Origin of the sequence: Paenibacillus tyrphae, from assembly GCF_024158745.1 — a bacterium.
In the GTDB taxonomy this organism is placed as follows: Bacteria; Bacillota; Bacilli; order Paenibacillales; family NBRC-103111; genus Paenibacillus_G; species Paenibacillus_G tyrfis_A.
In genome coordinates, this window is the sequence record NZ_JAMZAW010000022.1 from 110613 (window position 1) to 135687 (window position 25075).

Here is a 25075-nt window from a genome sequence, read left to right on the forward strand (position 1 = left end):
TTTGTCCCCTTCATAATTAAGCCCTCCCTTGGGTGATGATTCGCTATTTATCCCCGACGAGCGAGGTATAAACCGTCGTATGCAGAATCGGCCGCAGCTCCCGCATGATCGGACTTCGTCCGAAATGCACCGCGTTGGTCAAAAACACGACAATCAGCTCGTGGAACGGATCGATCCACAGGCTCGTTCCGGTAAAGCCGGTATGCCCGAAGCTGCCGTGCGGCCAAGAGGCCCCGCAGGACGGCGCCCGCTCCTGACCATGCCATATTTCCCAGCCAAGCGCCCGGCCTTGATACGGATTGCGGAAGCAAGCGCCGACCGTTTCCCTGCTCAGCAGCCCGACGCCGTCCGGGTCAAGCCATGCCCGGGCATACTTGTGCAGGTCGGATGCCGTTGTGAACAGTCCCGCGCTGCCGCTGACGCCTCCCAGATGGTAGCTCTTCTCGTCATGAACGACTCCGTGCACATACCCGGTACCGCCGTCCAGCGGTTCCGTGGCGGCGATTCGTCCAAGCAGCTCGGGCCGCGGATTGAACGTCGAATCGGCCATCCCCAGCGGGTCGAACACATACTGGCGCGCGCACGCTTCGAGCGATTGTCCGGATACGACGGCGGCAACTTCCCCGAGCAAAATCATCCCGAGGTCGCTGTACACCGCCTGCTCCCCGGGCTCCGTCACCAGCTCCTGCTTCAGCACGAGAGGGATAACGTCGCGGCGCTCCGTCCGCTTGGCATAAGGAAGCTCGGGAGAAAGCCCGGACGTATGCATCAGCAGGTGGCGCAGCGTCACGTTCGGATGGCGGAAGGCACGAATATACGCTTGGACGGGATCGTCCAGCCGAAGCCTTCCCTGTTCCGCCAGCGTCAGAATGACCGGCAAGGTCACCGTGACTTTCGTTAACGAAGCGACGTCGAACATCGTGCCCTCGGTTATCTGGCACTCGGCGGTGCCGTCCGAATAGGACCCGTAAGCTTGGCTCCATCGAACGTCAGCCCCCAGCGAGATATCCACAACGGCTCCGGGAATCGCTTTTTCCTTCACCCAGCGCCGGATCAACCGGTCTACCGCGTCCCATTTCTTTGGATCGGTCATCTCTCCATCGCCGCCCCTCTTTCTAATGTATTAACACTTTTATAGCAACACTTTTGTAAACGCTATCATTAGCTTCATACTCATATTATAAAATATTATTTCATTTTGTAAATAGTTACATGAAATTTTATTTCCCAAATAAAAAAACTTGCGCCTAAAGCGCAAGGGGAGGCTGTTGAGAAAGTGATCAATTGAGGTAATAGAGGTGTACGAGGGGGCGGGGTATCTACTTCCGGTCGCTGCTCCACCCCACAAAGTAAAGTTGAATCAGGGAAGCTTAATCCAAGTACTTTGTGGGGACCCCGGGTCATCGAGAAAATTGATTGGAAGCCGCTTGTTAGCGGGTATTTCCCGCAGACAAAGGCGAACGCTATCGCTCCTCCAGTAGATACCCCACCTCCGTCTGTTTCTCTATTTTGGTCAAAATCCTCTTTTTGAACAGCCTGACTTGCGCCTAAAGCGCGAGGAGAAGTAGAAAACTCAGACAAATAATAGTGGGATATCCCGTAACAGTTCACAGCCGCCTTTGAAACCCGTGAAAATACCGCTAATTTCAATCAAATTCATGGGTAGATGGGTCCCCGGAAAGTATCAGAACTAAGGGTTACCTTCACTTGCAGGGGAAAAACAGTGGCTGGGGGATATACCCCACCTCAAGCGCAAGGACTCGGTCATTGGGCATCATGAAAAATAAGCCCCAGACTGTAGCGCGTGCCCGATGTAATCGTGCTTACGCCGTGACGGAGCGTCGTCCGGTACGTTCCGCGCGTGCCCTGCACCGGACGATGCTGCGTCGGAAAAATAAGCCCTGCTCCTTGCTCCAGCGCAATCGTATGGCCTCTGGACTGCGCTCTCGGCCTCTGCTCGACCAGCAAAAATTCGCCTCCCGCGAATTCCTTTTCCCGCTGATTCAAGACAAAGACGACCTGGAACGGGAAAAATACATCCCCGTACATATCTTGATGCAAGCAGTTATAGCCCCCAGCCTCATACTTCAAAAGCAGCGGTGTCGGACGGGTCTGTCCGTGCTCATGGCAGCGTTCCAGAAATTGCGCCAGCTCGGGAGGGTACACGGCTTCCTGGCCAAGCTGCGTCTGCCAACGATTCGCCGCTTCGGCCAGCCGGGGGTAAAACGAGACGCGCAGCTCCTGCAGCAGCGGCGGCAGCGGAGCCTGAAAATATTGGTATTCTCCGATGCCAAACCGGTACCGGGCCATATCGATCCGGGTCCGGAAGTGCGACTCCACCTCATACATGTTTATGAGCTCGCGGCACTCGTCGTTCCGCAACAAAGGCGGAAACGCTGCAAACCCTTGCTCGTCCAACGCTTGTTGGATCGAAGGCCAATCCAACCCCGCGACGCGCTTCGTTATTAAATCCGTCATACCAAAGGCTCCTTCCGTGATCGTTTCAAGAACGAAAAATTTTATAGCGGCTGCCTTCATCATAAACAAAAAGCCCGGGCAGCGTCTTTCCATATCATGCTTACCTATTTAGGATGGTGGCAGACGTTGTACAAATCATTATCATAGGCACCTCTATCATTAACAGCAAGGCACTCGCTAAAATTAGCGGAACGAAACCGCATCTATTTCAAAGCAATAGGCCCGTCTACACAAAATAGAGAACCTGTAGTGCGTAAACACCCCGGAATCAGGGAAACTGAACATTTTTCGACACGATTAAGTCACCCAGGTTCCTCTATTTACGGAGATGAGCGTCAAAAGCTTCATTAGCGCACCGCAGTTCCTTTATGTTGAAACCCGGGGCATGCAACCTCTTCAAGCCGCCGCCGATACCAAGCAAGTATCGCAGGTCCCGAATCCCGGTCATCCTCCGAACAAAAAAGGACCGCCCCTCGGCAAAAAACATTTGCCTCTGGAACGATCCCTTACCCCATTCATCTCGCTTCAAGCCTGCTCGTCAATGCCCAGCCGACGGCTGGCATCAAGCCTCGCCGCCCCCGGCGCTCCGGTTCGCCTCTGCCCGGCTCACCGCAAAATCGGCCAGCAGCCGCGCACCGTAGCCGGTCGCACCGGCCGGGTAATAGCCGCGCGCAGCCTTGGCCTGCACGGTGTTCGCCATGTCGATGTGCACCCAGCGCATCGTCTCGGCCACAAAGCGGCGCAGGAACAGCGCCGCTACGATCGCTCCGCCGTACGAAATCGGCGGAATGTTGTTCATGTCCGCGTAATCGCTGCGCAGCAGCTCCTCGTAGTCGTCGACGAGCGGCATCGGCCACAGCCGGTCTCCGCAATGCTCGCCGATGGCGGCCAGCGTGTCGACCAACTGGCGGTCGCCCCACGCCCCGGCGAGGCCCAGCCCGAGCGCTTCCCCGACGTTGCCCGTCAGCGTCGCGATGTCGATCACTTCCCGGGCACCGAGACGCCCGGCGTGCAGCAGCGCATCGGCCAGCACGAGGCGGCCTTCCGCGTCGGTGTTGCCGACCTGAACGGAGAGGCCGTTCGGGTACGTGACCACCGTGGACGGCACGAACGCCGCCGCGTCAGGCATATTGTCCGCGACCGCGATCAGCGCGACGATGTTCGCCTGCAGCTCCGAGCGGCTGATCATATCCATCGCGCCAAGCACGGCGCAGGCGCCGCCCATATCGAACCGTGCGTCGCTGATATCCCGTCCGGACTTGACGTTCATGCCGCCCATATCGAACGTAATGCCTTTGCCCACGAGCGCCAGCAGCGGCTGCGCAGGATCGGTGCAGAACGTCAGCTCGATGAGCGCGGGCTTGTACTGGCTTCCCTGCGCGACGGTCAATAGCCCGTTCATGCCCAGGTCCGCGAGTTCCCGCTCCCCATAGACGCGAACGTTCACCGGCCGCTCCGCAAACCGGTCCCGAACGATCTCGACGAGCGATTCCGGATGCAGCACGTTCGGAGGCTCGTTGCACAGGTCGCGCGCAAACATTGCCCCTTCTGCGCGAATCGCCGTTTGATTCAGCACTTCCTCATAGGAAGCCTCACTTGCGCATACAAGGTGCAGATGCTCCACCGTTCGGGCTTCCTTGCGGGACTTGTACTTGTCGAACGCATACGAACCGAGCAGCCAGCCCTCCGCCCAAGCCCGCACCGCTTCTTCCTCGGAAAGCGAGCCGTTCAGCGCCCGGACGAACGATTCCAGCATGACGGTCACGGTCGCGAAGCCTTCCTTATGAACCACTCTGGCCGCGTTCCCAGCCGCCTCGCGCAGCCGTTCGGCATCGATCCTCGCTTCCGGTCCGAGTCCAACGATCAGCACGTGCGCCTCCTCGCCGCGGCCGTAAAACCAAGTGACCGCGCCGCGGGCTTTCATCCCAAGCCGCAGCTCCAGCCGCGGAACCGGCTGTCCGGCGTGCTCCGGGCACAGATAAACGGTGACATCCGCCGTTTGAACGAAACCTGTCGTGATCTTCATCCTTTGCTCTCCCCATACAAGTGGCAAGCCACGTAATGGCCCGGCTCCTGCTCCTGGAACACGGGCGCCTTCGTCCGGCAGACGTCCATTGCGGCTGGGCAGCGGGTATGAAACCGGCAGCCGGACGGCGGGTTGACCGGGCTGGGCAAATCGCCCTTCAGCACGATTTTCTCGCGCTTCAGCCGCGGGTCCGGCACGGGCACGGAAGAAAAGAGCGCCTGCGTGTACGGATGCAGCGGCTTTTCGTAGATCGCGTCCTTATCCGCCAGCTCGACCATCGAGCCGAGATACATGACGCCGATCCGGTCGCTGATATGCTCGACGACGCTCAGATCGTGGGAAATAAACAAATACGTCAGACCGAACTCCTCCTGCAAATCCTGTAGCAGGTTCAGCACCTGCGACTGGATAGATACGTCGAGCGCGGAGACCGGCTCGTCGGCCACGATCAAGCTCGGCTTCACCGCCAAGGCGCGGGCAATCCCGACGCGCTGGCGCTGGCCGCCGCTGAATTCGTGCGGGTAGCGCTCGCCGTGGAACGAGCTTAAGCCGACGACCTCAAGCAGCCGCTGTACGTCCTTCTCCCGCTCCGCCGCCGACATTTTCTCGTGAATGAGCAGCGGCTCGGCGATGATGTCCTTGATCTTCATGCGCGGATTAAGCGACGCGTACGGGTCCTGGAACACCATCTGCATCTGCCGCCGCAGCGGACGGATGCGGGATTCGTCCAGCCGACCGATCTCCTGCCCGTCGAACCAGATCTCGCCTTCGCTCGGCGCCAGAAGCCGCGTAATCAGGCGGCCTGTCGTCGATTTGCCGCAGCCGCTCTCGCCGACGATGCTGAACGTCTCGCCCTTGCGGATGGAGAAAGATACGTTATCCACCGCCTGCAGCAAAGCCGGCTTCCCGAACCACCCTTTCTTGATCGGAAACACTTTGCGCAGGTTTTTCACTTCCACCAGCGGTTTCGTCACGCTTCCCCTTCTCCCTTCGCGCTATCGTTCTCATAGAGCCAGCAGCGGCACTTTCGGCCGCCGGTGGTCTGTCCCAGCTGCGGCTCCCGCTCGCGGCAGATGTCCATCACCGCCGAGCAGCGGGGAGCGAACTTGCAGCCGGCAGGCATGTTCGTCAAATCCGGCACGTTGCCGGGGATCGATTCGAGCCGCCGGTGATTCTGCCGCAGCTTCGGCACCGAATGAATAAGCCCCTTCGTATACGGATGCTGCGGGTCGTCGAAAATATCCAGCACGTTCCCTTCCTCGACGACGCGTCCGGCGTACATGACGATGACGCGGTCGCACATTTCGGCCACCACGCCCAAATCGTGGGTGATCAGCATGATGGACATGTCGTTCTCGTCCTTCAGCTTCTTCATCAGGTCCAAAATTTGCGCCTGGATCGTCACGTCCAGCGCGGTGGTCGGCTCGTCGGCAATAAGGAGCTGCGGATTACAGGACATCGCCATGGCGATCATGACCCGCTGCCGCATGCCGCCCGAGAGCTGGTGCGGATATTCGTCGATGACATCCTCGGCGCGCGGAATGCCGACCAGCTTCAGCATATGAACGGCGTGCTCCCGCGCCTTGCTTTTATCGTATTTCAAGTGCAGTCGGATCGCTTCCACGAGCTGCTTGCCGATCTTGAGCACCGGATTGAGCGACGTCATCGGCTCCTGGAAAATCATCGCGATGTCTTTGCCCCGGATACGGCGCATGTCGCTTTCGGACAGCGCGACCAGATCCTTCTCCTGAAAACGGACCGTTCCCCCGACTATGCTCCCCGGAGTGCCGTGCAGCAGCCGCATGACGGACAAGGACGTGACGCTTTTGCCGCAGCCGGATTCTCCGACCAGACCGAGCACTTCGCCTTTGTTCACATGAAAATCGACGCCGTCGATCGCGTTGACTTTGCCTTGATCCCGGGTGAACTGTGTCTTGAGGCCTTTCACGTCAAGTAGTTTTTGAGTCATTCGCGTTACTCCTGTTCTAATTCTTGATCTTCGGATCGAGCGCGTCTCTCAAACCGTCTCCCAGTATATTGAAGGCGAGAACCGTCAGGAAAATGGCGGCTCCCGGAAAATAAACGACATGCGGCGCGATGCTGAGGTAATCGCGGCCCATGCTCAGCATGGCCCCCCAGTCCGGGTCCGAAGGCTTCGCCCCGAGGCCGAGAAAGCTCAGACCCGATGCGGCCAAAATCGTCGTCCCGATCCGCATCGTGAAGTAAACGATCAGACTCGGAACGGTTTCGGGAAAAATATGCCGGGCAATAATCCGCACGTTGTTCGCCCCGATGGAACGGGCCGCTTCCACATACAGCGATTCCTTCGTTTCCAGGGTGGCGCTGCGGATCAGCCTCGCGAACGACGGAATGCCGAAGATCGCAACGGCGACCACGACGTTCATCAGCCCCGGCCCGAGAATGGCGACGATGCCGATCGCCAGCAGCAGATCAGGGAACGAGAACATGACGTCGCTGCTCCGCATGATCAGCCGGTCGAGCCAACCGCCGTAATAGCCGCTGATCAGCCCGAGCAGCGTGCCGATGGCTGCGCCGATCAGAACGGCGCTGAGGCCGACGGACAGCGACAGCCGGGTGCCGACGAGAATGCGGCTGAAAATATCGCGGCCGTACTCGTCCGTACCGGCCAAATGCTTCGCCGACGGACCGGACAAAATGTTGTCGTAATCCGGCACGGACGGATCGTAAGGCGCAAGCGCGGGACCGATTACCGCAACGACGACGAGCAGCGCGATGAACAAGCCTGCAGCGAACGCGAGCTTTTGCTTTTTCATTTTGATCCAAAAATCGCGGAGCGGACTGCTTTTCGTTAAAGGAACGGCCGTATCCGCAGCATGATCGATGACGATGTTTTGACTCATGGTGGTCCTCCTCAGTTCTGGCCCGACAGGCGAATTTTAGGATTGAGAACGCCATACAGGACGTCAACGAGCAAGTTGACCAGAATGAATTCGACGGCGAACAGCAGAAGTTCCGCTTGAATGACCGTATAATCGCGGAAGGCGATCGAATCGATCAGCAGCCGCCCGAGCCCCGGGATACTGAATACCGTCTCGACAATAACCGAGCCGCCGAGCAGAAAGCCGAACTGAAGCCCGGCCACGGTGATGACGGAGATCATCGAGTTTTTCATCGCATGCCCCCAGACGACCGTGCGTTCGTTCAAGCCTTTGGCCCGGCCGGTCCGGATGTAGTCCTGCTTCAGCGATTCCAGCAGGGAAGCCCGGGAGAAGCGCGCCAGCATCGACATGATGCCTGCTCCGAGCGTAATCGAAGGAAGCACGTAGCCCTCCCACGAATCGACGCCTCCGGTCGGCAGCCAGCCGAGCTGCACGGAGAACAGCTGGATGAGCAGTAGCCCGAGCCAGAACGGCGGCACCGAAATGCCCGAGACCGCGGTCAGCATACTCAAATAGTCCGGCCAGCGGTTGCGTTTCGTCGCCGAGATGACGCCGATCACGATTCCGAACAGAAGTGCCCAGCCCATGCTGAAAATCGTCAGCCAAATCGTCGGCATCATACGCGAGGCAAGCATCTCCGTCACCGGCTGGCCGGTTTTGAGCGATTGGCCCAAATCTCCCTGCAGCAGATGCGACATATAGATGAAATATTGCTCCCAGAGCGGCTTGTCGAGGCCGAGCTCGGCCTGAATGCGGCTGATGTCTTCGAGCGTGGCTTCCTTGCCGGCCACGAGCCGCGCCGGATCGCCGGGAATCAAGTGGATGAACAGAAAGATCAAGACGGAAACGATAAAAAGAATCGGAATGACGGCAACCAATCGTTTAAGCACATACTGAGCCAAGCTTTTACACTCCTCCTCTGAAAACCTGCCATTAGGCGAGATGCTGTGGTGAGCACCGCACCGGAGGGCGGGTCAACACAGCATCAGGTCAGGACTTACTTCTTGATTTCGGCTTCGCGGACGTTGATCGAGCCGTCCGGATATACTTTCACGCCTTCGAGGTAGTTTTTCTTGCCGGATACGATCTGGTCGACGGCAAGGAACACCCACGGAGCGTCTTTATAGATTTGCGCTTGAATATCGGCGTAAACGGCTTTTTGCTCGTCGGCGTTCGACAGCTTGTTTGCTTTTGCGATCAGCTCGTCTACTTTGTCGTTTTTGTAGTAAGCGGTGTTCGCTCCGTTCGGAGGGAACATTTCGCTCGCAAAGAGCGGGCGTGTCGCCGCATCGGCGTCGGCCGAGGACGGGGACCAGCTGACGTACCACATTTGCACCTTGGATTCCTGCGGCGTTTTGGCTGAGTTGATCTCGTTGGACAGCGTGCCTTCTTCCATCGGCTTCACGTCGAGCGTAATGCCTACGGCCGCCAGCTGCTGCTGAACGAACTGCATGCCTTTGACCGTTTCGGAATCGGAGCTGCCCCAGATTTCGGCTTTGAACCCGTTCTCGAGGCCGGCTTCCTTCAGGAGCGCTTTCGCTTTCTCCACGTTGCCGTCATACGGCGTTTGCTTCGCATAGAATTGCGTTTTGGACGACATGGTCGAGTCCAGCTTCTCGGCAAAGCCCGATTTGACGACTTTGATATAGGCGTCTTTGTTGATCGCATAGTTGATCGCCTGACGGACGCGGACGTCGTCGAACGGCTTCTTCGTCATGTTCATCGTGATGTAGCGCGCAATCGTCGAAGGCGTTTTATCCACGGCGATGCCGTTCTTTCCGTTCACCTGCTCCACCTGCTCGGTCGGCAGCGGATAGACGAAATCGGCTTCGCCCGTTTTCAGCATCGCGACGCGGGAACCGTTCTCCGGCACCGGCTTGAAGGTAATAGTATCCACCTTCGGCAGGCCTTTTTCCCAATAATCGGCGTTCTTCTCGATCGTCATCCGGTCGCCCTGTACCCATTCTTTATACTTGAACGGACCGGTGCCAACCGGGTGCTGGCCGATATCTTTGCCGTACTTCTCCAGCGCCTGCGGGCTGATGATCATGAGCATGGCCAGCTTGTTCAGCATCGCGGAATACGGCTGGGACAGCGTGATTTTTACCGTTTTGGCGTCCACGACTTCGGTTTTCTCCACGGCGGCGAAGCTGCGCGCCATTTTCAGGTTGTTATCTTTGTTTTTCACCCGGTCGAGGTTGACTTTGACCGCTTCCGCGTTGAACGGCGTACCGTCGTGGAACTTGATATTTTCCTTGAGCTTGAAGGTGTATACCTTCGCGTCCGGGCTCACTTCGTACGATTCGGCCAGTACGGGCACGACCTTCATATCCTGATCGAAGCCGAGCAGGCCTTGATACATCGTGCGGTAGCCGGAAATGGACAGCGTATCGGCCGCGTTGTGCGGGTCCAACGTCACGAAGTTGGCGTTGACTGCAATCGTGATGCCGTTGCCTTCCTTCTTGGCCGTCGGCTGCTGGGCCTCGCCTTGCTGCTGCGGCTTGCCTGCGCCGCCGCTACAGCCTGCAAACATCGCGCCGGCGAGCACCAATGCCGTAAAAGCTGCGAAACGTTTTTTCATGGAAAATCCCCCCGTTTTTTATTGATTTATGCTAAATCTTCCTGCCGGACGAACAAGCCGTTCATCCAAAAGAGGGAAGATCGTTACCCATAGGTCGGTGAAATCGTCCGACTATAAACGGAATACAGTTTTTCTCTCGCCTACGACGATATGGTTATCGTTTTTGATCTCCTTCGGAGCCAGCGCGTACAACCGGTCGATCGTATCGCGGTTGTCGTAGCCGATCTGCTCCAGAATCGAAGCGGCGATAATCGGCCATACGAGCTCCGAGCCGTCCAGTACTTTTAAGGCGAAGCTCATGCGCTCCTTTTTGAGCCCGAAGCCGTATACTCCTTTGGCGCCGCCCTTGGCGACAATGTTCGGATCGGTCAGCAGCGCGGTGCAGATAAAGTCGTGGCTGGCGATGATCTCCGGGTGCGCGTTCATGTAGCCGGCGATTTTCGTCACCGCCGCTCTCGTATCGGCATTTGCTATCAGATCAGGGCACGCCAGCTTCAGGTAAGCGCGAGCGATGTTTTGGAGCGGCATCGCATAAACCGGAAAGCCGCAGCCGTCTACTCCGATGCGGATGTCTTCTTTTGGATAGTCGGCCATCTCGGCCATCGCTTCCAGGCTTAGCTGCTGCGCCGGGTGGTCGATGCTCCAGTAGGTTTCGAGGTCGTAGCCGAGCTCCTTAGACAGCGCGAGAAAACCGGAATGCTTGCCGGAGCAGTTATGGTACAGCTTGCGTTTCTCCAGATGATCCCAGTAGCAGGCCGCCCGCGGTGCTTCGTTGAGCGGGTAAGTCGGACAGCACAGGATGTCTTCTTCCTTCAGCCCGGTTTTCTGCAAAACCGACTCGAGCGCCTCAATATGATACTTCTCTCCTCGGTGCGAGGCAGCGAACAGAGCCGCTTCCTTCGGGCTCAGCTTGAATTTTTCGTCGATGCCGTTCTTGATAACCGGGATCGCCTGAAACGGCTTCGCCGCCGAACGCAAAAACGTCATATGCTGTTCGTCGCCGACAGAATGCACAATCCGGCCGTTCTCGTCCATTCCGCAGACGAGGCCCATATGTACATTTTCCAGCACGCCTCCGCGGTATTCTTCCACCAATCGTTCGAAGCCCATAAGTAACTCATTTCCTTTCGGCATGTGAAGTTCAAGCTGTTCCGCTGCGGTTAACGGCCCGAGCTCCTCGCTTTGCTAACGCTTTCAAGTCGGGTTCGTCGGATCCGGAACCGCTTCAAATGATTCCTTGAACAAATTTAATTCATTTATTTTCACCACTGATGTTAATAATAACAGCCGTTTTTTTCGCTTGTCAATAAATATTTGAATAAATTGTGAAGATAAATAGCACTTTCGGAGATGGATTCGAAGAATGTAAGTTTTATTTATTCCAGTGACGGTATTAATTTCATCTCCTGTCGTTTTTGACCTACGTACAACAAAAAGACCGCCTCTCCCCCAAGCCGTTTAGCCGGGAAGCGTGCGGTCTTTCGGGTTTCAACCGTATGCCCGTTATCCGTGCGTCGTGCGTCTTCTCGCATTTCGATCAAAATTGCCGCCATCCGAGCGGTTCGGTTCGCCCGCTTCTCTTTAAGCCCGATGCCCGAAAATCCTTGCAAAATTAGCCATATTTCGCATCAAGGTATCCGTCTTCGCAAGCGGCGTCAGCTCCAGCTTACGGTTTATGTCCAGCAAGAAGGAGGCCGTATCGGCGCCTGCGAACCGATTGTCAAGCTTCGTCGTCTTCAGCTCTTGCATCAGTTGTTTCGTTTCCTCGCGATACTTGCTCACCCACTGCTCATTTTGCGGGATTTTTTGCACAAACGAAAACAAAATGCTACCCCATTCGCCGCCGCCGGTTACCGCTTCGTGCAGCTTTTTGTAAGTATCCGGTTCGAACCTCTTCATCAGCTCGTTGATGTCCACATAGTCTTCCGGTGCTCCGACCGGCCGGGATGGCGGCATTTTGTAGGAGACGCTTCCCGTGGCCGGATCAACCGTTCCCTTCGCGCCGATGACGGCAATATGATTCATGATCGCCATCAACTCGGACGATTCGCCGCCCGACATATAACGGTCCGCCACATATTTTGCCTGCGCCAATCCCGCTTCCCGCAACGCGGCGCGCTCCCCTTCGTCCGAAACGGAGCCGCCCGGCAGCAGATTGGAGCCGATGATCGTATGCACCGCATCGCTGACCTCCTGCGGCTTCCCTTCGAGCAGCCGGTTCAGCGACTCGTCGATTTGAGCCGATACGAAAATTTTGCCCACGTGGTGCTTGATTGCGCCTTCGGCCAACTGCCGGCCGGTTGGGCTGATTTCGACCGTGTCATGCTTCAAGCCGGCAATCGTCCCCGGTCTCAGACCGGGCTTGCTCTCCTGCTCGCGGATCGCGTACAGGTTCAAGATGCTGCTTCCTTCGCCGGAAACTTTCACGTTACCCCTCCTCTTCAAAATAAAAGAAAATCGACATCCTACTGGATATATCGTCCATATTCTTTCATTTATTTAGAGAAGATTCCATTTTCCATGCCCGCGCCAGCACCCTTACCCCTTCCCGGATGTCCGTTTCGGATAGACCGCCGAAGCCGAGCAGCACGGTCGGGGCCTCGTCAGCCTCCGGCCGCAGCCGGTAAGCCGAAGCCGGGTAGACGCCGACTCCTTCCCAGGCGGCTGCGCGCACAAGCTCCGCTTCTTCCTTCGCGCCGCGAACCCGAAGCAGCAGATGCAGCCCCGAGTCCGCGCCGATCATCTCGACGCCCGCCGGAAAAGCATCGCGTACGGCGTGCAGCAGCGCATCGCGCTTCTTGTGGTAGACACTGCGCATTTTGCGCATATGCCGCCCGAAGTCGCCGGATTGCATGAACAGCTGCTGCGTCTTCTGGAAAATCGGCGAGGCGAGCTGATCATAGCTGTGCCGGCGGCTGCGAAACCTCGCCAGCAGCGCTGGTGGCAGCACGAGATAGCTGAGCCGGAATGCCGGCGTCAGCGCCCGCGAGAATGTGCCGACGTAGATGACTCGGCCGTCGTCGTCGAGACTCTGCAGCGAAGGAATCGGCCGGCCGCTGTAGCGGAATTCGCCGTCGTAATCGTTCTCGACGATATAGGCCCGCCGCTCCTTCGCCCATTGGAGCAGCTTGATCCGCTTGCCCGCCGACAGCGTCATGCCGTACGGAAACTGATGCGACGGAGTCACATAAACCGCCTGCGCGCCGCTGGCCTGCAGCTCTTCGAGGCAGATGCCGTCGCTTTCCAGCCGGAGGGGCTGGCAATCGAACCGGAACTGTCCAAACAGCGCTTTTACCCCGTCGTTGACCGCTTCTTCGGAAGCCATGCAGACGACATCCTCGCGCAGCAATTGGAACAGCAAATCGAGCGAGTGGTACGTGCCCGCACCGACGACGATCTGCTCCGGCTGGCAGCGCACCCCGCGCATATGGTGCAGGTAAGCGGCAATTTCGGCTCGAAGCTCCGGCTCGCCCTGCAAATCGCCGTACAGCAGCAGACGGCTGTTTTCCGGCAGCAGACAGCGGTTCATCAGCCGGCGCCATTTCGCCAGCGGGAAGCTCTCGATATCGACGCTGCCGTAGCCGAAGTCGTAGCGGAACGGTTCATCCTGAGACGCGTGGTACGCGCGCTTCGGCGACGGTGACACGGCGGAACGTTCCACCGCCGCTTCGGCCTGCTCCTGCAAGGAGGCGGACGTGTCCAGCTCGGCGGCATACAGCCCGCTGCGCGGTCTGCTGTTCACATAGCCCTCGGCGAGCAGCTGCTCGTAGGCAAGAGCGACCGGCGACCGGCTTACGCCCAGGTAAGCGGACAGCGTGCGGATGGACGGCAGCCGCACGTTCGCCGGAATGCGGCCGGCGGCGATTTCATCGCGGATATAGCGGTAGAGCTGCATATATAGCGCTTCACCCGACGTTTCGTCGAGCCTCGGCATCAAGTCGATCATCCCGGCTTCTCCTTTGCAATAAACATTCGATGCTCCATTCTGTCACTTGAAAAATTACGAAACTGACCATTTTTCCAATGTCAAAATGCGGTTATGCTCATCTTATCATCCCATTGTGCAAAGCGGAAGACATGCATCACATCATAAAATCACGCGCTGACCCCGTCAGCCGGATGTCAGGAGGAAGCAAACCGATGACCCTTATTTTGCCACATATCGACCGGCTCACCCCTTACGCCTTGGGCGACCTTCCGCCGGATGGAAGCGCCGCGATCAAGCTGAATCAGAACGAAAATCCGTACCCGCCCTCTCCATTCGTGCTGGAGGCGCTGCGCACGCTTGGCGAAGAAGAGCTGCGCCGTTATCCCGACGCCCGCTGCGTCCAGCTTCGCGCCGCACTTTCGCGGCTGCATGGCGTCAAGGACGAACAAATCTTTTGCGGGAACGGTTCAAGCGAGATCATCTCCCTGATCGTCAAAGGCTTCATAGGCCCGAACCGGCGTCTGGCCTTACCGGACCCGTCGTTCTCGCTGTATCACACGGTGGCGGCATCTTATCATGCTTCCTCCATCGCCGTTCCGACACGAAGCGACTTTACCATCGATACGGAGCTGCTGATGGCCAGCGGGGCGGACGCGATCGTGCTGGTCAATCCGAATGCGCCTACCGGACACCTGCTGCCGCTCGAAGAAGTGGAACGGCTGGTCAGCCGCTTCCCGGGGCTCGTCGTCATCGACGAAGCCTACATCGACTTCGCCGATCCCGAGGCAACCGCTGTCCCGCTGGTAGACCGCTATCCCAACGTAATCGTCGTCCGCACGTTCTCCAAGGCTTACGCCCTGTGCGGAGCGCGGGTCGGCTACTGCGTCGCTGCCGAGCCGCTCATCGCCGCGCTGGAAAAGAGCAAGGACATCTACAACATCAACGCGATCAGCCGGAAGCTTGCCACGGCCGCTCTGGAAGACCGGGAATACACGAAACGCACGGTAGCGGCGGTCAAAGCGACGCGCAATAGCTTCATTGCCGAGCTTCAGAGCCTCGGCTTCGATGTCATCTCTTCGCAAACGAATTTCGTCTTGTGTACGCCTCCGACGGGAGCCGGAAAGCCCGATGCCCGCGAATGGTACAGGAAGCTGCTGGAACGAAACATCTACGTCCGCCATTTCGAGCACCCTCGTCTGGCCGACAAGCTGCGTATTTCCATCGGCACGGACGAAGAAATGGCTGCCGTTACCGCTGTGCTGCGCGGACTGCTCGCTTAAAGACAAGAAGCTCCCGCCCTTTTTCAAGGGATCGGGAGCTTTTTTCTCGATCGAAGCGGATGCCATGTACCGTGAGTTCCATCCGTTTTACAAGAAGAGCAGCAGCCCGGCTACACACTTTACGGAAAAACGGGAGGGAGCGGCAACCTGCCCTTCGGGTTTGTTCAGCTCAAGGAAGACACGCTCGTTTTCGCAGCCCAAGTCGATGGGGAAATCACCACATTGAATAAGGCGAACATTACCAAGCGCGTCTTAAAGGAACAGCTTCTTCCCTAGCTTCGCAATTGTTTAAATGCAGCGCACAGCTTCCGGTCCTGTACTTGAGCCGAAGTGGGGCGCTTTTTTTCATTTTCTATCCATTCGACTGTGGTATAATTTTGCTATTCATATCATCATTTGCCGATAGTTACGGACGACGGAGGAACCTTCCTATGAACGGCAGCACTATAGAACACAGGATGCATCAACTTAACGCAACAACAGATTTGGCCGAACGCAGGCGCACGGCAATGGAAATCATCGAAGAAATAGCGACTCCAGCAATGGAAGACGCGCTAAAGGGTCGCCAAACCGGCGAATTGGGCACCTATCTGAACGTCGACGACCCGGAACAGGTTGTCGCGCTGATCGAAATTGTTCACCAGTGCCTTGAAGCGGGCGGGGATTTATCCGGGTTCATAATCCCCATTGCACGGCTTCATCATCTGGACCGGAAAGAATCGGAGAAAACCGATACGGAGCTTTATCTTCAATACCGCGCTGCCGCCCTGCTCGATGCCTTGCTGGCCGCAGAAGCCCCTTTCCCGGATGAAGCGGTACAGCTTATCCTCGCTGCGGGCAAGCGTTATGTAAAGGATAAGGCAACCGAACAATACATTTGCAGCATCCACTGGAGACTGGCGGATAGCGGCGTCAATATATCCGGCGCGATTCCATCGCTCGTGACGGTTTTTAAAAACGGGGAGACGAGCGAGCTCGTTCGTTATTCGCTTTTAGCGTTATGGGCTGCCGTAAGACAAGGGTACTTCGATACGCCAATTCCCGACAGCGATCTATCGTACCAAGTCTGGCTTAGACATCTTATTTCCAGCAGCACGTATAAGCTAAAGAAGAAAGATGAACCCCACCAATTGGGAATCATCGGCTGCCTGATCGAAACGGTAAGAACCTACCCCGAATTCAAAGCGCTCGCCGTCGAATATTTGGAACAATGTAAAATACGGGAGCCTAAACGTCCGACCACGGATTTTCAGCAGGACCTGAAACAATATTTCGACTTATGCCGGGAATAGAACGGAAGGTAATTAAAGCAGCCTCAGAGTGAAAAATCCGGGCTGCTTTGTCATGGACATTATTTATTAAGGCATTTCCTTGCATTTCGTGCCGCGGGATTTAAGCAGATAGCGAAGCACAAACGCCCCGAACATGAGGAAAAGAAAAGGCAAATCAATTCAATGATACAAATTCTGGATAGTGGCTTAAACTGCAAATGCCTCTCCTGGTCGGAGTGCTTAGAAAAGATAGAAACAACGGGAGCATGAAATAGAAGCGCTCTCGAATCGACAGTTCATTTACGCGCTGCTCATTGTAAATTACATTGCGGTGCCGATCCTTGTCTGGGGATTAACGCAGTTTCTTCCTCCCGATCCAGCTTTACTACTAGGCGTATTTCTTGTTTTACTTACACCCTGCATTGACTATGTGATTGTCTTTACTCGTCTTGGCCGCGGGAACAAGAAGCTTGTTTTAGTTTCAACGCCTTTACTCTTCGTTTGCACCTAACGTTGGCATAAAAAGCCGGTAGTATCTGTAATGAATAACACCGGCTTTTCCTTTTATTGTAGATCAATTATAAATCATTAACCCGGCCGATTGACCGGGTTCAGGTTTAATTTATCAATTCACTTATTTCGCTTAAATTTTCTGCAAATCCAACAAACACCTTGTCGCCGATTACTATCGTCGGAACAATTTGTTTTCCCGTCAAGTTCCAGACTTCCTCTGCATACTTGACGTTTTCCTCGCAGTCATAATCTGTATAGGCAATCTTGTGTTCTTTGAAGTAACGTTTGGCATAGTTGCAGTCACTACAAGTGGGTATCGAATAAATTTTTATTGGTCCCCTCATTCTCAATCAACTCCTTGCTCTCCATCAAATGCCTTTATGCCACAACGTTATATCCCCTGTTTTGGATGGCTTCCTTAATATCGGCTAATTTCACAGTTGCTTCTTGCATGGTTTCACCTCCTCTCCAGGTATCCATTAACCTGCAATTTGCCGCAGCTGCTCGAGCGAAACCCGGTCCACGAATTTGCTGAATTTTTCTTTGCCCTTCGCGTGTGTCTTATAGAAATCGATAATTGCGGTTACAACCGGACCGAGTCGGTCCTCCGTTAATCCGGATACGAGCAGTTTGGCAAAGGAGGTTTTAAGCCCCTTCGGTTCGCCGCCAACGTAGATGTCAAATGTATCTCGCATTTTGATAACGCCGATATCTTTAAGCAACGGCTCGCTTGTACCTAATGCACAACCCGCATACCCGATCTTAAGGGGTGTGGGCGTCTCAATACCTGCTATTGTTTTATTTAAGGTTCTAGCTGCATCCAAACCAGCCTCCTCAGCCCCTTTACAGAAATTGCAGGCGATCAGACTTTTAGTTACAAACCCTGCCGGATACACTTCAAGGCCATAATGCTCAAGTTCTTCTTTTATTGCATCGCGCCGTTCGATAGGTACTTCTGCATAAAGCTGTTTAAACGGGGTCATCTCGATTTTTGCATCCATCCCCACGACGGAACCGATTTTGGCAAGCTGCTCCGGTGTGAACAGGCTGCCCCCAACTTGAATCCCTGCGCTTAATGCGATTTTTGTTGTCTCTCCCATGACCATCCACCTCTGTTCGAATTTATCGAATCATTTCACATCGACTATGAAAGGGTGTAAAGACTTTTCCTTGATGTTGAAATTGTCCCCATATTTTATAGGTGCCACTTGAAATAAGGATCATTTCTTATTCATTCGGTTAAAACTCTCCATTCCTATAAGATTTAGTGATGTACTTTGACACGTTGCAACCGTAGCGCATTAAGAACAACGGAAACAGAACTTAATGCCATCGCAGCACCTGCTACCCAAGGTGCCAATAAGCCAATGGCAGCAATCGGAATCCCAAGTGTGTTATAACCTAGCGCCCAGAATAAATTTTGCTTGATGTTGCTCATCGTCTTACGGCTCATATAAATTGCATCCGGGATGCTTGACAGATCGCCGCGCATGAGAGTTACATCCGCTGCCTCCATGGCCACATCTGTACCAGTACCGATGGCCATGCCAATGTCCGCTGTCGCCAGAGCGGGCGCATCATTAATACCGTCCCCGACCATGGCCACTTTTTTGCCTTGAGCTTGCAGCTTCTTCACTTCTTCCGCTTTTCCTTCTGGAAGTACTTCTGCGCGAACATGGTCGATGCCGACTTGAGCCGCGATAGCTCTAGCCGTCCGTTCATTATCGCCTGTGATCATGATGACTTGAATACCCATTTCTTTCAGGCGGCTTACAGCGGCCTTCGACGTTTCCTTAATCGTATCTGCCACAGCGACCATACCTGCATACCGATTATCGATCGCAACCAGCATGGCTGTCTTTCCGGCTTCTTCCAAACGAGCCATCGATTCATAAGCATGCTTCGCATCCACTTCGTATTTTTCCATTAATCGACGTGTACCGATGAGCATTTGTTTGCCTTCTACCACAGCTTTGATGCCGAATCCCGGAATCGCCTCGAAGGATTCTGTACCGGGCAGCTCGATGTTTTTTTCTTGAATGCCTGCAACGATCGCTTCCGCAAGCGGATGTTCCGAATTTTTCTCCGCCGCGCCAACGAGTCTGAGGAGTTCCGTTTCGTTTTCTTCCGTCAACACGTCTGTGAGCTCCGGTTTCCCCTTCGTAACGGTGCCGGTTTTATCTAAAATGATCGCGTCAATCTTATGCGTTTGCTCCAAATGCTCGCCGCCTTTAAACAAGATCCCGAGCTCCGCAGCGCGACCGGAACCTGCCATGATGGAAGTCGGCGTTGCCAAACCAAGCGCGCAAGGGCAAGCAATGACGAGGATGGCGATCGCTTTCTCCAAAGCATTTGCAAATTCACCTGGCGTAACAAAGAAATACCATACCAAAAACGCGACAACTGCGATCCCCACGACAACCGGAACAAAAATGCCGGAAATGATGTCCGCTACCCGTTGAATTGGCGCTTTAGAGCCCTGAGCTTCCTCAACGACTTTAATAATCTGCGCAAGCGCCGTTTCTTTGCCGACTTTGGTTGCCTTAATGCGGAGCATGCCGTTTTTGTTGATCGTGGCTCCGATGACCGAGTCGCCGGCTTTCTTCTCCACAGGAAGACTTTCGCCTGTGAGCATCGATTCATCTACTGACGATACACCTTCAAGCACTTCTCCATCTACCGGCACTTTGTCTCCGGGACGTATAAGTACGATATCCCCTACGATGACTTCATCCACCGGAACCGTCTGCTCTTGACCCTCACGAACAACTAAAGCCGTTTTGGCTTGCAGTCCCATCAATGATTTGATTGCTTCCGATGTGCGGCCTTTGGCGAGCGATTCAAACAGTTTTCCCAAAATGACTAGCGTAATCAGGATCGCGCTTGTCTCATAGTACAAGGACGGTCCGTGATGGACGCTGCCTCCCCGAGCGAACCAATCGATTGTCAGATAGAGGCTGTAAAAGTAAGCTGCCGAGGTTCCAAGCGAAACCAGAACATCCATGTTTGCACTGCCATTGCGAAGCGCTTTATAAGCACCTACATAAAACTGCCTTCCGACATAAAATTGCACCGGAGTAGCCAAGATAAGCTGGAACCATGGATTCATGAGCACTTCCGGCATGTAGATCCATGAGGTGAAGGAAAAGTGAGCAACCATGCTCCACAAAAGCGGGAAGGATAGTATCGCCGAAATCAGCAATTTCCGTTTTTGATGGCGAATTTCATGATCTCGATGATCCCCCGCGTTTTCATTTTCCTGCTTCGTAATCGCTTTATAGCCAAGCTGTTTGACCTTGCTTTGCATATTCTCGATCGAGACTTCACCGGGCGAATATTCGACACGCGCTGTTTCCATCGCAAAGTTGACGGAGGCGCTTGTAACGCCGGGCATCTTGCTAAGTCCTTTCTCGATCCGATTCGCGCACGCGGCGCACGTCATCCCTTCCAGTTTAAACTGAGCAACTTCTTTGGCGGTATCATAGCCGAGTTTTTTTATGGTCTCTTCCAGATTTCCAACGCCAATTTTCGCAGGATCATAAGTGACGCTCGCCTTTTCCAGAGCAAAATTTACGTTGGCGGAAGTGACGCCTTCCATTTTATTCAAGCCTTTCTCAATTCGGTTAGCGCAAGCAGCACAAGTCATACCCGTGATTTGCAAAGTTGTTTGCTTAGATTCCTGAGTATCAGTTGTTTCCACGATCATTCACTCCTTGTTCTCGCATGAGATTACAACACATCGTAACCTTGTTCTTCGATGGTTTCTTTGATACGTTCGTTCGAAATTCTGTGATGGAATCATTTCTCCTTGAGCTAGCGTTCGCCATGTATGATTTCAAGTAGTTCGACAGAAGCAGAATGCCTACTGCATTTAGAGCGGAATGGACGGCTTCAAGTTGGTTTAAGATCTGATCTCAGATGAATCGCGTATTCATTTCCATCGATCCCCTTGTTTATAGCATACCCCCCTACCCTATATTTAGTCAATGCTTTTTTTACTATACCCCCGAACCCTATTTTTTTATATAAAGAAAAAGCAGCCAACGCTGCCCGATTTTATTTTATCAATTTATTCATGGTTTTCATAAGCTCTGTCAAAACTTCGGTATCCCCTTCCTGGATCCGCTCAATGACACAGCTTTTGAGATGATTCTCCAGTAAAAGCTTTCCGACACCGTTCACCCTTCTTCAAAAGTTCTACATATGTCCCGGCTATGATTGATCTATCGGATGTTCAAATACAGAAAGGGATGAAAGCAATGAAGACTGGTTGGAAGCTCAAAAGTATGATTATAGTCGGGGGCTTATCCGTTGTATTGGCTGGCTGTACCGGTTCAATGAATGGAACGGATCACTCGAAAATGAATATGGAAGGGACAAAAGAATCGCCGAAGGCGTCAGATGCTCAAACAGTAAAGCCAACTGTTTTAACTGGCAAAGAAATTAATTTGACTGCCTCCGTAAGCACTCAAGAAATTGCCTCAGGCAAAACTTTGCCGGTATGGACATTCAACAATTCTGTTCCTGGCCCGCAAATTCGGGTCAAACAAGGCGAAACGATAAAAGTCAACTTGAAGAACCATTTGCCGGAGCCAGTCACAAATCATTGGCACGGCGTTCCTGTACCAAACGCCATGGACGGCATTCCAGGTGTAACGCAAAACGCGGTTCAACCGAGCCAGTCGTTTACGTACGAGTTTAAAGCAGATGTCCCTGGCACCTACTGGTACCACTCACATCAGGATAGTGTAAACCAGTTGGATCGCGGATTATATGGGGCCTTTATCGTCGAGCCGAAAGAAGGCACCGGTGTTGACCGTGATTATACGCTTGTCCTCGATGAATGGATGAGTTCCGGGGAAATGACCGGCATGAATATGTCCGGCATGGATCATAGTACGATGAATATGGGACACGATATGAGTATGTACGATCTGTATACCATAAATGGAAAATCCGGTTCGTTGGTGGATCAGCTCCCTGTTAAGCAAGGAGATAAAGTTCGAATTCGTTTGATCAATGCGGGCTATCTGTCTCATCAAATTCATTTGCACGGACATGAATTCAAAGTTATTGCTACCGACGGGCAACCTATAAACAATCCAGGTATCCTGAAAGATAATGTCGTAAGCATTGCTCCAGGAGAGCGTTACGATATTGAATTTGTCGCCAACAATCCGGGCCAATGGTTGATCGAGGACCACGGCGACAAAGCTGCTGTTAAAGGGATGAAAGCCATGATTGCTTATGAAGGGGCTCCTGCCGGTTCCGACAAGGCGAATGAAACGGAGAAGCTGACGGCTGTCGACATGAGCCGTTACGGCCAAGCGAGCAAAGCCAATTTTACATTAGATCAGAAGTATACGTTGGAATACACGATGAATTTGAACACCGAAATGAAAAATGGCGAAATGGTCTACACTATAAACGGAAAAACGTTTCCGGAAACCGAACCGATAAACGTTAAAGAAGGAAATACCGTCAAGGTTCGCCTCGTCAATAACTCGAAAACCGACGACCATCCGATGCACCTGCACGGCCACTTCTTTCAAGTACTAAGCAAGAACGGGAAACCTCTAGGAGGATCTCCAATCATCAAGGATTCGTTGAATTTGAAGCCGGGTGAAGAATACGTTGTCGCATTCGAAGCAAATAATGAAGGGAACTGGATGTTCCATTGTCATGATCTGCATCACGCCTCTGCTGGTATGGTTACGGAATTAAAATATACAGATTATAAAACTAACTTTGTTGCAGATCCCAGCGCAGGAAATAAGCCAGAATAATATCGAAAAGGTGGCCCGCTCAACAGTTTAACGAAACTAGTTTTCCATCATTCTTTGGTCATGGAATTCATCACGGTGGACACCATGGAAACCGCGACCACTGCTGCCATCGTGATTCATCATGGACATCACGATGATTATTATCGGCAACCCTGAAAGCTAATTAGGCGCAAAAATTGCGCCTTTCTTTCGTTATTTTTCAGCACCAGCACAAGGCAGATACACAGTAAACTGGGTCCCACGACCAACCTCACTTTGTACCGAAATGAAGCCTTGATGAGCCTCGACAAATTCTTTTGCAATTGCAAGTCCCAGACCCATACCACCCGTATGACGGGAACGTGATTCTTCAACGCGATAAAAACGGTCGAACAGGAAGGGGAGTTGCTCCGCCGCGATACCGACTCCGGTGTCTGCAATCGAGACGGACGCAAAACGCGACTCATCATGGGAACTATCTGTAATTCGGATCGAAATCCTTCCACCGGACGAGGTGTACCGCATGGCATTGATCAACAAATTATAAAATACTTGCGTAATCCGGTTAGGATCGACGAACGCATTCAATTTTTGTGCCGGATACGAGCGAACAATGTCGATATGTCGTTCTTCTGCTTCCGGCTTTAACATATCGATGATCCGATCCAAAAGGGGAACAAGATCGGTCGGAGATCGGTCCAGCTGCAATTTGCCTGCTTCGGCCAGCGTTAACTGGTGGAGATCGTCGACAAGCTTGGACAAACGGATGACTTCATCCTGTATAGGCAATAAGGTTTCCGGAGGAATGTCCCTTCCTCCCTCTTGTATCACTTCCATATGACATTGAATAATGGAAAGCGGCGTCCTTAACTCATGCGCCACATCGGCTGTCAAATGTTTTCGTACCTCTTCTGCACGAAACAACTGCTGCGCCATATGATTGAGCGCTTCGGTCACTTTCCCAACTTCATCTCTTGTTGTCACGGGAATGCGAATTTGAAGTTCTCCAGCTGCAATTTTTTGTATGGCGGGGATGAGACGGTTCAGGGGCTGCGTTAATTTCTTGGTTAACCATAATCCAAGAAGCAGTGCAACGATCCCGGTGAAGACCGGTACCCTGAAACTTGAGGTGCGCATGGAGTCCAGAACATATTTCTTTAATAGATAATCTTCGGTCGATTCCCACCTATTGACATAGATCGTGCCGACAGTCGTTCCGTTTACCATGACTTTATTCAGTTTCCCTTGCTGTATCAACGACCCAGGATCGCCCGACCCTCTAAAAAACAAGATGTTGCCATCAGGAGACAATAGAGCAATCTCGCGTTGATCCGGATTTCTCTGCTCCAATCCGTCTGAAATCATCATCTCCTCTATGCCTTCCCATGAATTTTTTTATGCTCCTTATAATAGATTTCAAACAACTTTGTCGTTTTTTCTTTGAAGTAATCTTCAAAACGGTTCTTTAAGTATCCTTGGGTTGCCCCGTAGTAACCTAGCGTGACAAAAAGAACCATAACCGCCATCACGCCAAACAATTTATCCCCGATGCACCCCCGAACGTTCATAACTTGTCACCGAATCGATAACCGAATCCGAACACGGTTTGAATATATTTCGGGATCGCCGGATCGTTCTCGATCTTTTTCCGCAAGTTGCTGATGTGGGAATCGATCGTGCGCTCGTAGTTGATGAAATCATCTTCCATGACCGATTTCATCAATTGAAGCCGACTGAATACAATACCGGGTTTGGCGGCCAAAGTAATCAATAATTTGAATTCTGTAGGAGTAAGAATAATTTCCGCGCCATCCTTCATGACTTGGCATTTCGATTCGATAATCGTTAAGTCTCCCCTTAGCATCGTCTGAAGTTCTTCGGGTTTACCCTGAATACGGCGTAATACGGAACGTATTCTCGCCGCTAACTCTCTCAAGCTGTAAGGTTTTGTCATGTAATCGTCGGCTCCGATTTCCAAACCGATAATCTTATCCATTTCCTCCGTTTTTGCCGTCAACATAATGATTCCATAAGATCCCATGTTCCGAAGTTCGCGGCAAACTTCAATTCCGCTCATTCCCGGAAGCATCCAGTCTAAAACAACCAAAGCCGGACGTTCCGTTTTGGCTATAGTCAGCGCATCCTTGCCCGTCGTGGCGCTCACAATACGAAACCCTTCATTTTGTAAATATGAAGCCATCGCCTCAAGCATTTTCACTTCATCGTCCACAAGAAGTAAAGTTGTTTCCATCTATATCTCGCTTCTTTCGGCTGTTTTTACTCGATTATAGCTTATTTTTTTCAGTAAAAAT

Annotated in this window: 23 protein-coding genes and 2 pseudogenes; 4 read left to right on the plus strand and 21 right to left on the minus strand. The window is 53.4% G+C overall.

Annotated elements, in window-relative coordinates; all coding sequences use genetic code 11:
- Positions 1-43 precede the first annotated feature (43 nt).
- From NI000_RS27795 to pdxR, 13 genes are all read right to left on the minus strand, one after another.
- Positions 44-1093: a serine hydrolase domain-containing protein gene (locus tag NI000_RS27795; protein WP_253414617.1), complete on the minus strand. Its 1050-nt coding sequence runs from the start codon at positions 1091-1093 to the stop codon at positions 44-46.
- A gap of 95 nt (positions 1094-1188) precedes the next feature.
- Positions 1189-1581: a hypothetical protein gene (locus NI000_RS27800; protein WP_253414618.1), complete on the minus strand. Its 393-nt coding sequence runs from the start codon at positions 1579-1581 to the stop codon at positions 1189-1191.
- Positions 1582-1764: 183 nt separating this feature from the next.
- Positions 1765-2478 carry a 2OG-Fe(II) oxygenase gene (locus NI000_RS27805; RefSeq protein WP_253414619.1) on the minus strand — a complete coding sequence of 238 codons (714 nt, stop codon included), beginning with the start codon at positions 2476-2478 and terminating at the stop codon, positions 1765-1767.
- A gap of 562 nt (positions 2479-3040) precedes the next feature.
- A complete protein-coding gene (locus NI000_RS27810) occupies positions 3041-4504 on the minus strand; it encodes a leucyl aminopeptidase family protein (protein ID WP_253414620.1) in 1464 nt (487 codons plus the stop codon).
- The gene (locus NI000_RS27815; protein ID WP_054972809.1) at positions 4501-5478 is read right to left on the minus strand and encodes an ABC transporter ATP-binding protein; all 978 of its coding nucleotides are present in this window, start codon (positions 5476-5478) and stop codon (positions 4501-4503) included. The genes NI000_RS27810 and NI000_RS27815 overlap by 4 nt, the downstream gene beginning before the upstream one ends.
- Entirely contained in the window at positions 5475-6473 is a 999-nt protein-coding gene (locus NI000_RS27820) for an ABC transporter ATP-binding protein (protein ID WP_253414621.1), read from the minus strand. The genes NI000_RS27815 and NI000_RS27820 overlap by 4 nt, the downstream gene beginning before the upstream one ends.
- Positions 6474-6489: 16 nt before the next feature.
- Entirely contained in the window at positions 6490-7386 is an 897-nt protein-coding gene (locus NI000_RS27825) for an ABC transporter permease subunit (RefSeq protein ID WP_253414622.1), read from the minus strand.
- 11 nt (positions 7387-7397) lie between these two features.
- Positions 7398-8327: a nickel ABC transporter permease gene (gene nikB, locus NI000_RS27830; RefSeq protein ID WP_253414623.1), complete on the minus strand. Its 930-nt coding sequence runs from the start codon at positions 8325-8327 to the stop codon at positions 7398-7400.
- Positions 8328-8422: 95 nt separating this feature from the next.
- Positions 8423-10006, minus strand: a complete 1584-nt coding sequence (locus NI000_RS27835; RefSeq protein WP_253414624.1) for a glutathione ABC transporter substrate-binding protein — start codon at positions 10004-10006, stop codon at positions 8423-8425.
- A gap of 111 nt (positions 10007-10117) precedes the next feature.
- On the minus strand, positions 10118-11116 hold the full coding sequence (locus NI000_RS27840) for an asparaginase (protein ID WP_253414639.1): 999 nt from the start codon (positions 11114-11116) through the stop codon (positions 10118-10120).
- Between the two features lie 266 nt (positions 11117-11382).
- Positions 11383-11559 carry a hypothetical protein gene (locus NI000_RS27845; protein ID WP_253414625.1) on the minus strand — a complete coding sequence of 59 codons (177 nt, stop codon included), beginning with the start codon at positions 11557-11559 and terminating at the stop codon, positions 11383-11385.
- Between the two features lie 28 nt (positions 11560-11587).
- On the minus strand, positions 11588-12433 hold the full coding sequence (locus tag NI000_RS27850; protein ID WP_253414626.1) for a hypothetical protein: 846 nt from the start codon (positions 12431-12433) through the stop codon (positions 11588-11590).
- Positions 12434-12497: 64 nt separating this feature from the next.
- Positions 12498-13952 (minus strand): MocR-like pyridoxine biosynthesis transcription factor PdxR, encoded by a 1455-nt coding sequence (pdxR, locus tag NI000_RS27855; RefSeq protein WP_253414627.1) that lies wholly within the window; start codon positions 13950-13952, stop codon positions 12498-12500.
- 194 nt (positions 13953-14146) lie between these two features.
- Here pdxR and hisC point away from each other — a divergent pair, with 194 nt between their 5' ends.
- The 3 genes and pseudogenes from hisC to NI000_RS27870 all read left to right on the plus strand — a co-directional run.
- Positions 14147-15214: a histidinol-phosphate transaminase gene (gene hisC, locus NI000_RS27860; RefSeq protein ID WP_253414628.1), complete on the plus strand. Its 1068-nt coding sequence runs from the start codon at positions 14147-14149 to the stop codon at positions 15212-15214.
- Between the two features lie 431 nt (positions 15215-15645).
- Positions 15646-16506, plus strand: coding sequence for a hypothetical protein (locus NI000_RS27865; RefSeq protein ID WP_253414629.1), 861 nt, complete (start codon positions 15646-15648; stop codon positions 16504-16506).
- 253 nt (positions 16507-16759) lie between these two features.
- Positions 16760-16987 (plus strand): annotated as a pseudogene (locus NI000_RS27870) (bile acid:sodium symporter); the annotation flags it as partial.
- A gap of 115 nt (positions 16988-17102) precedes the next feature.
- Here the strand turns inward: NI000_RS27870 and NI000_RS27875 are convergent.
- The 5 genes and pseudogenes from NI000_RS27875 to NI000_RS27890 all read right to left on the minus strand — a co-directional run.
- Positions 17103-17342, minus strand: a complete 240-nt coding sequence (locus tag NI000_RS27875; RefSeq protein ID WP_253414630.1) for a glutaredoxin family protein — start codon at positions 17340-17342, stop codon at positions 17103-17105.
- Positions 17343-17477: 135 nt separating this feature from the next.
- Complete coding sequence (locus NI000_RS27880; RefSeq protein ID WP_253414631.1) at positions 17478-18098, minus strand: nitrite reductase; 621 nt, start codon at positions 18096-18098, stop codon at positions 17478-17480.
- Between the two features lie 164 nt (positions 18099-18262).
- The gene (locus NI000_RS27885) at positions 18263-20698 is read right to left on the minus strand and encodes a heavy metal translocating P-type ATPase (protein WP_309247940.1); all 2436 of its coding nucleotides are present in this window, start codon (positions 20696-20698) and stop codon (positions 18263-18265) included.
- The gene (locus NI000_RS37210; protein ID WP_375541011.1) at positions 20685-20906 is read right to left on the minus strand and encodes a metal-sensing transcriptional repressor; all 222 of its coding nucleotides are present in this window, start codon (positions 20904-20906) and stop codon (positions 20685-20687) included. Before NI000_RS37210 ends, NI000_RS27885 begins: the two co-directional genes overlap by 14 nt.
- Before the next feature lie 148 nt (positions 20907-21054).
- A pseudogene (locus NI000_RS27890) lies at positions 21055-21180 on the minus strand (metal-sensing transcriptional repressor); the annotation flags it as partial.
- A gap of 77 nt (positions 21181-21257) precedes the next feature.
- Here NI000_RS27890 and NI000_RS27895 point away from each other — a divergent pair.
- Entirely contained in the window at positions 21258-22784 is a 1527-nt protein-coding gene (locus tag NI000_RS27895) for a multicopper oxidase family protein (protein ID WP_253414632.1), read from the plus strand.
- A gap of 192 nt (positions 22785-22976) precedes the next feature.
- On the opposite strand, the gene NI000_RS27900 is transcribed toward NI000_RS27895, so the two are convergent.
- Genes NI000_RS27900 through NI000_RS27910 form a run of 3 tightly spaced genes read right to left on the minus strand, consistent with a single transcriptional unit; the run spans position 22977 to position 25014 of the window.
- Entirely contained in the window at positions 22977-24131 is a 1155-nt protein-coding gene (locus tag NI000_RS27900; protein WP_253414633.1) for a sensor histidine kinase, read from the minus strand.
- 5 nt (positions 24132-24136) lie between these two features.
- The gene (locus NI000_RS27905; protein ID WP_253414634.1) at positions 24137-24331 is read right to left on the minus strand and encodes a hypothetical protein; all 195 of its coding nucleotides are present in this window, start codon (positions 24329-24331) and stop codon (positions 24137-24139) included.
- Complete coding sequence (locus tag NI000_RS27910; protein ID WP_253414635.1) at positions 24328-25014, minus strand: response regulator transcription factor; 687 nt, start codon at positions 25012-25014, stop codon at positions 24328-24330. Before NI000_RS27910 ends, NI000_RS27905 begins: the two co-directional genes overlap by 4 nt.
- Positions 25015-25075 lie beyond the last annotated feature (61 nt).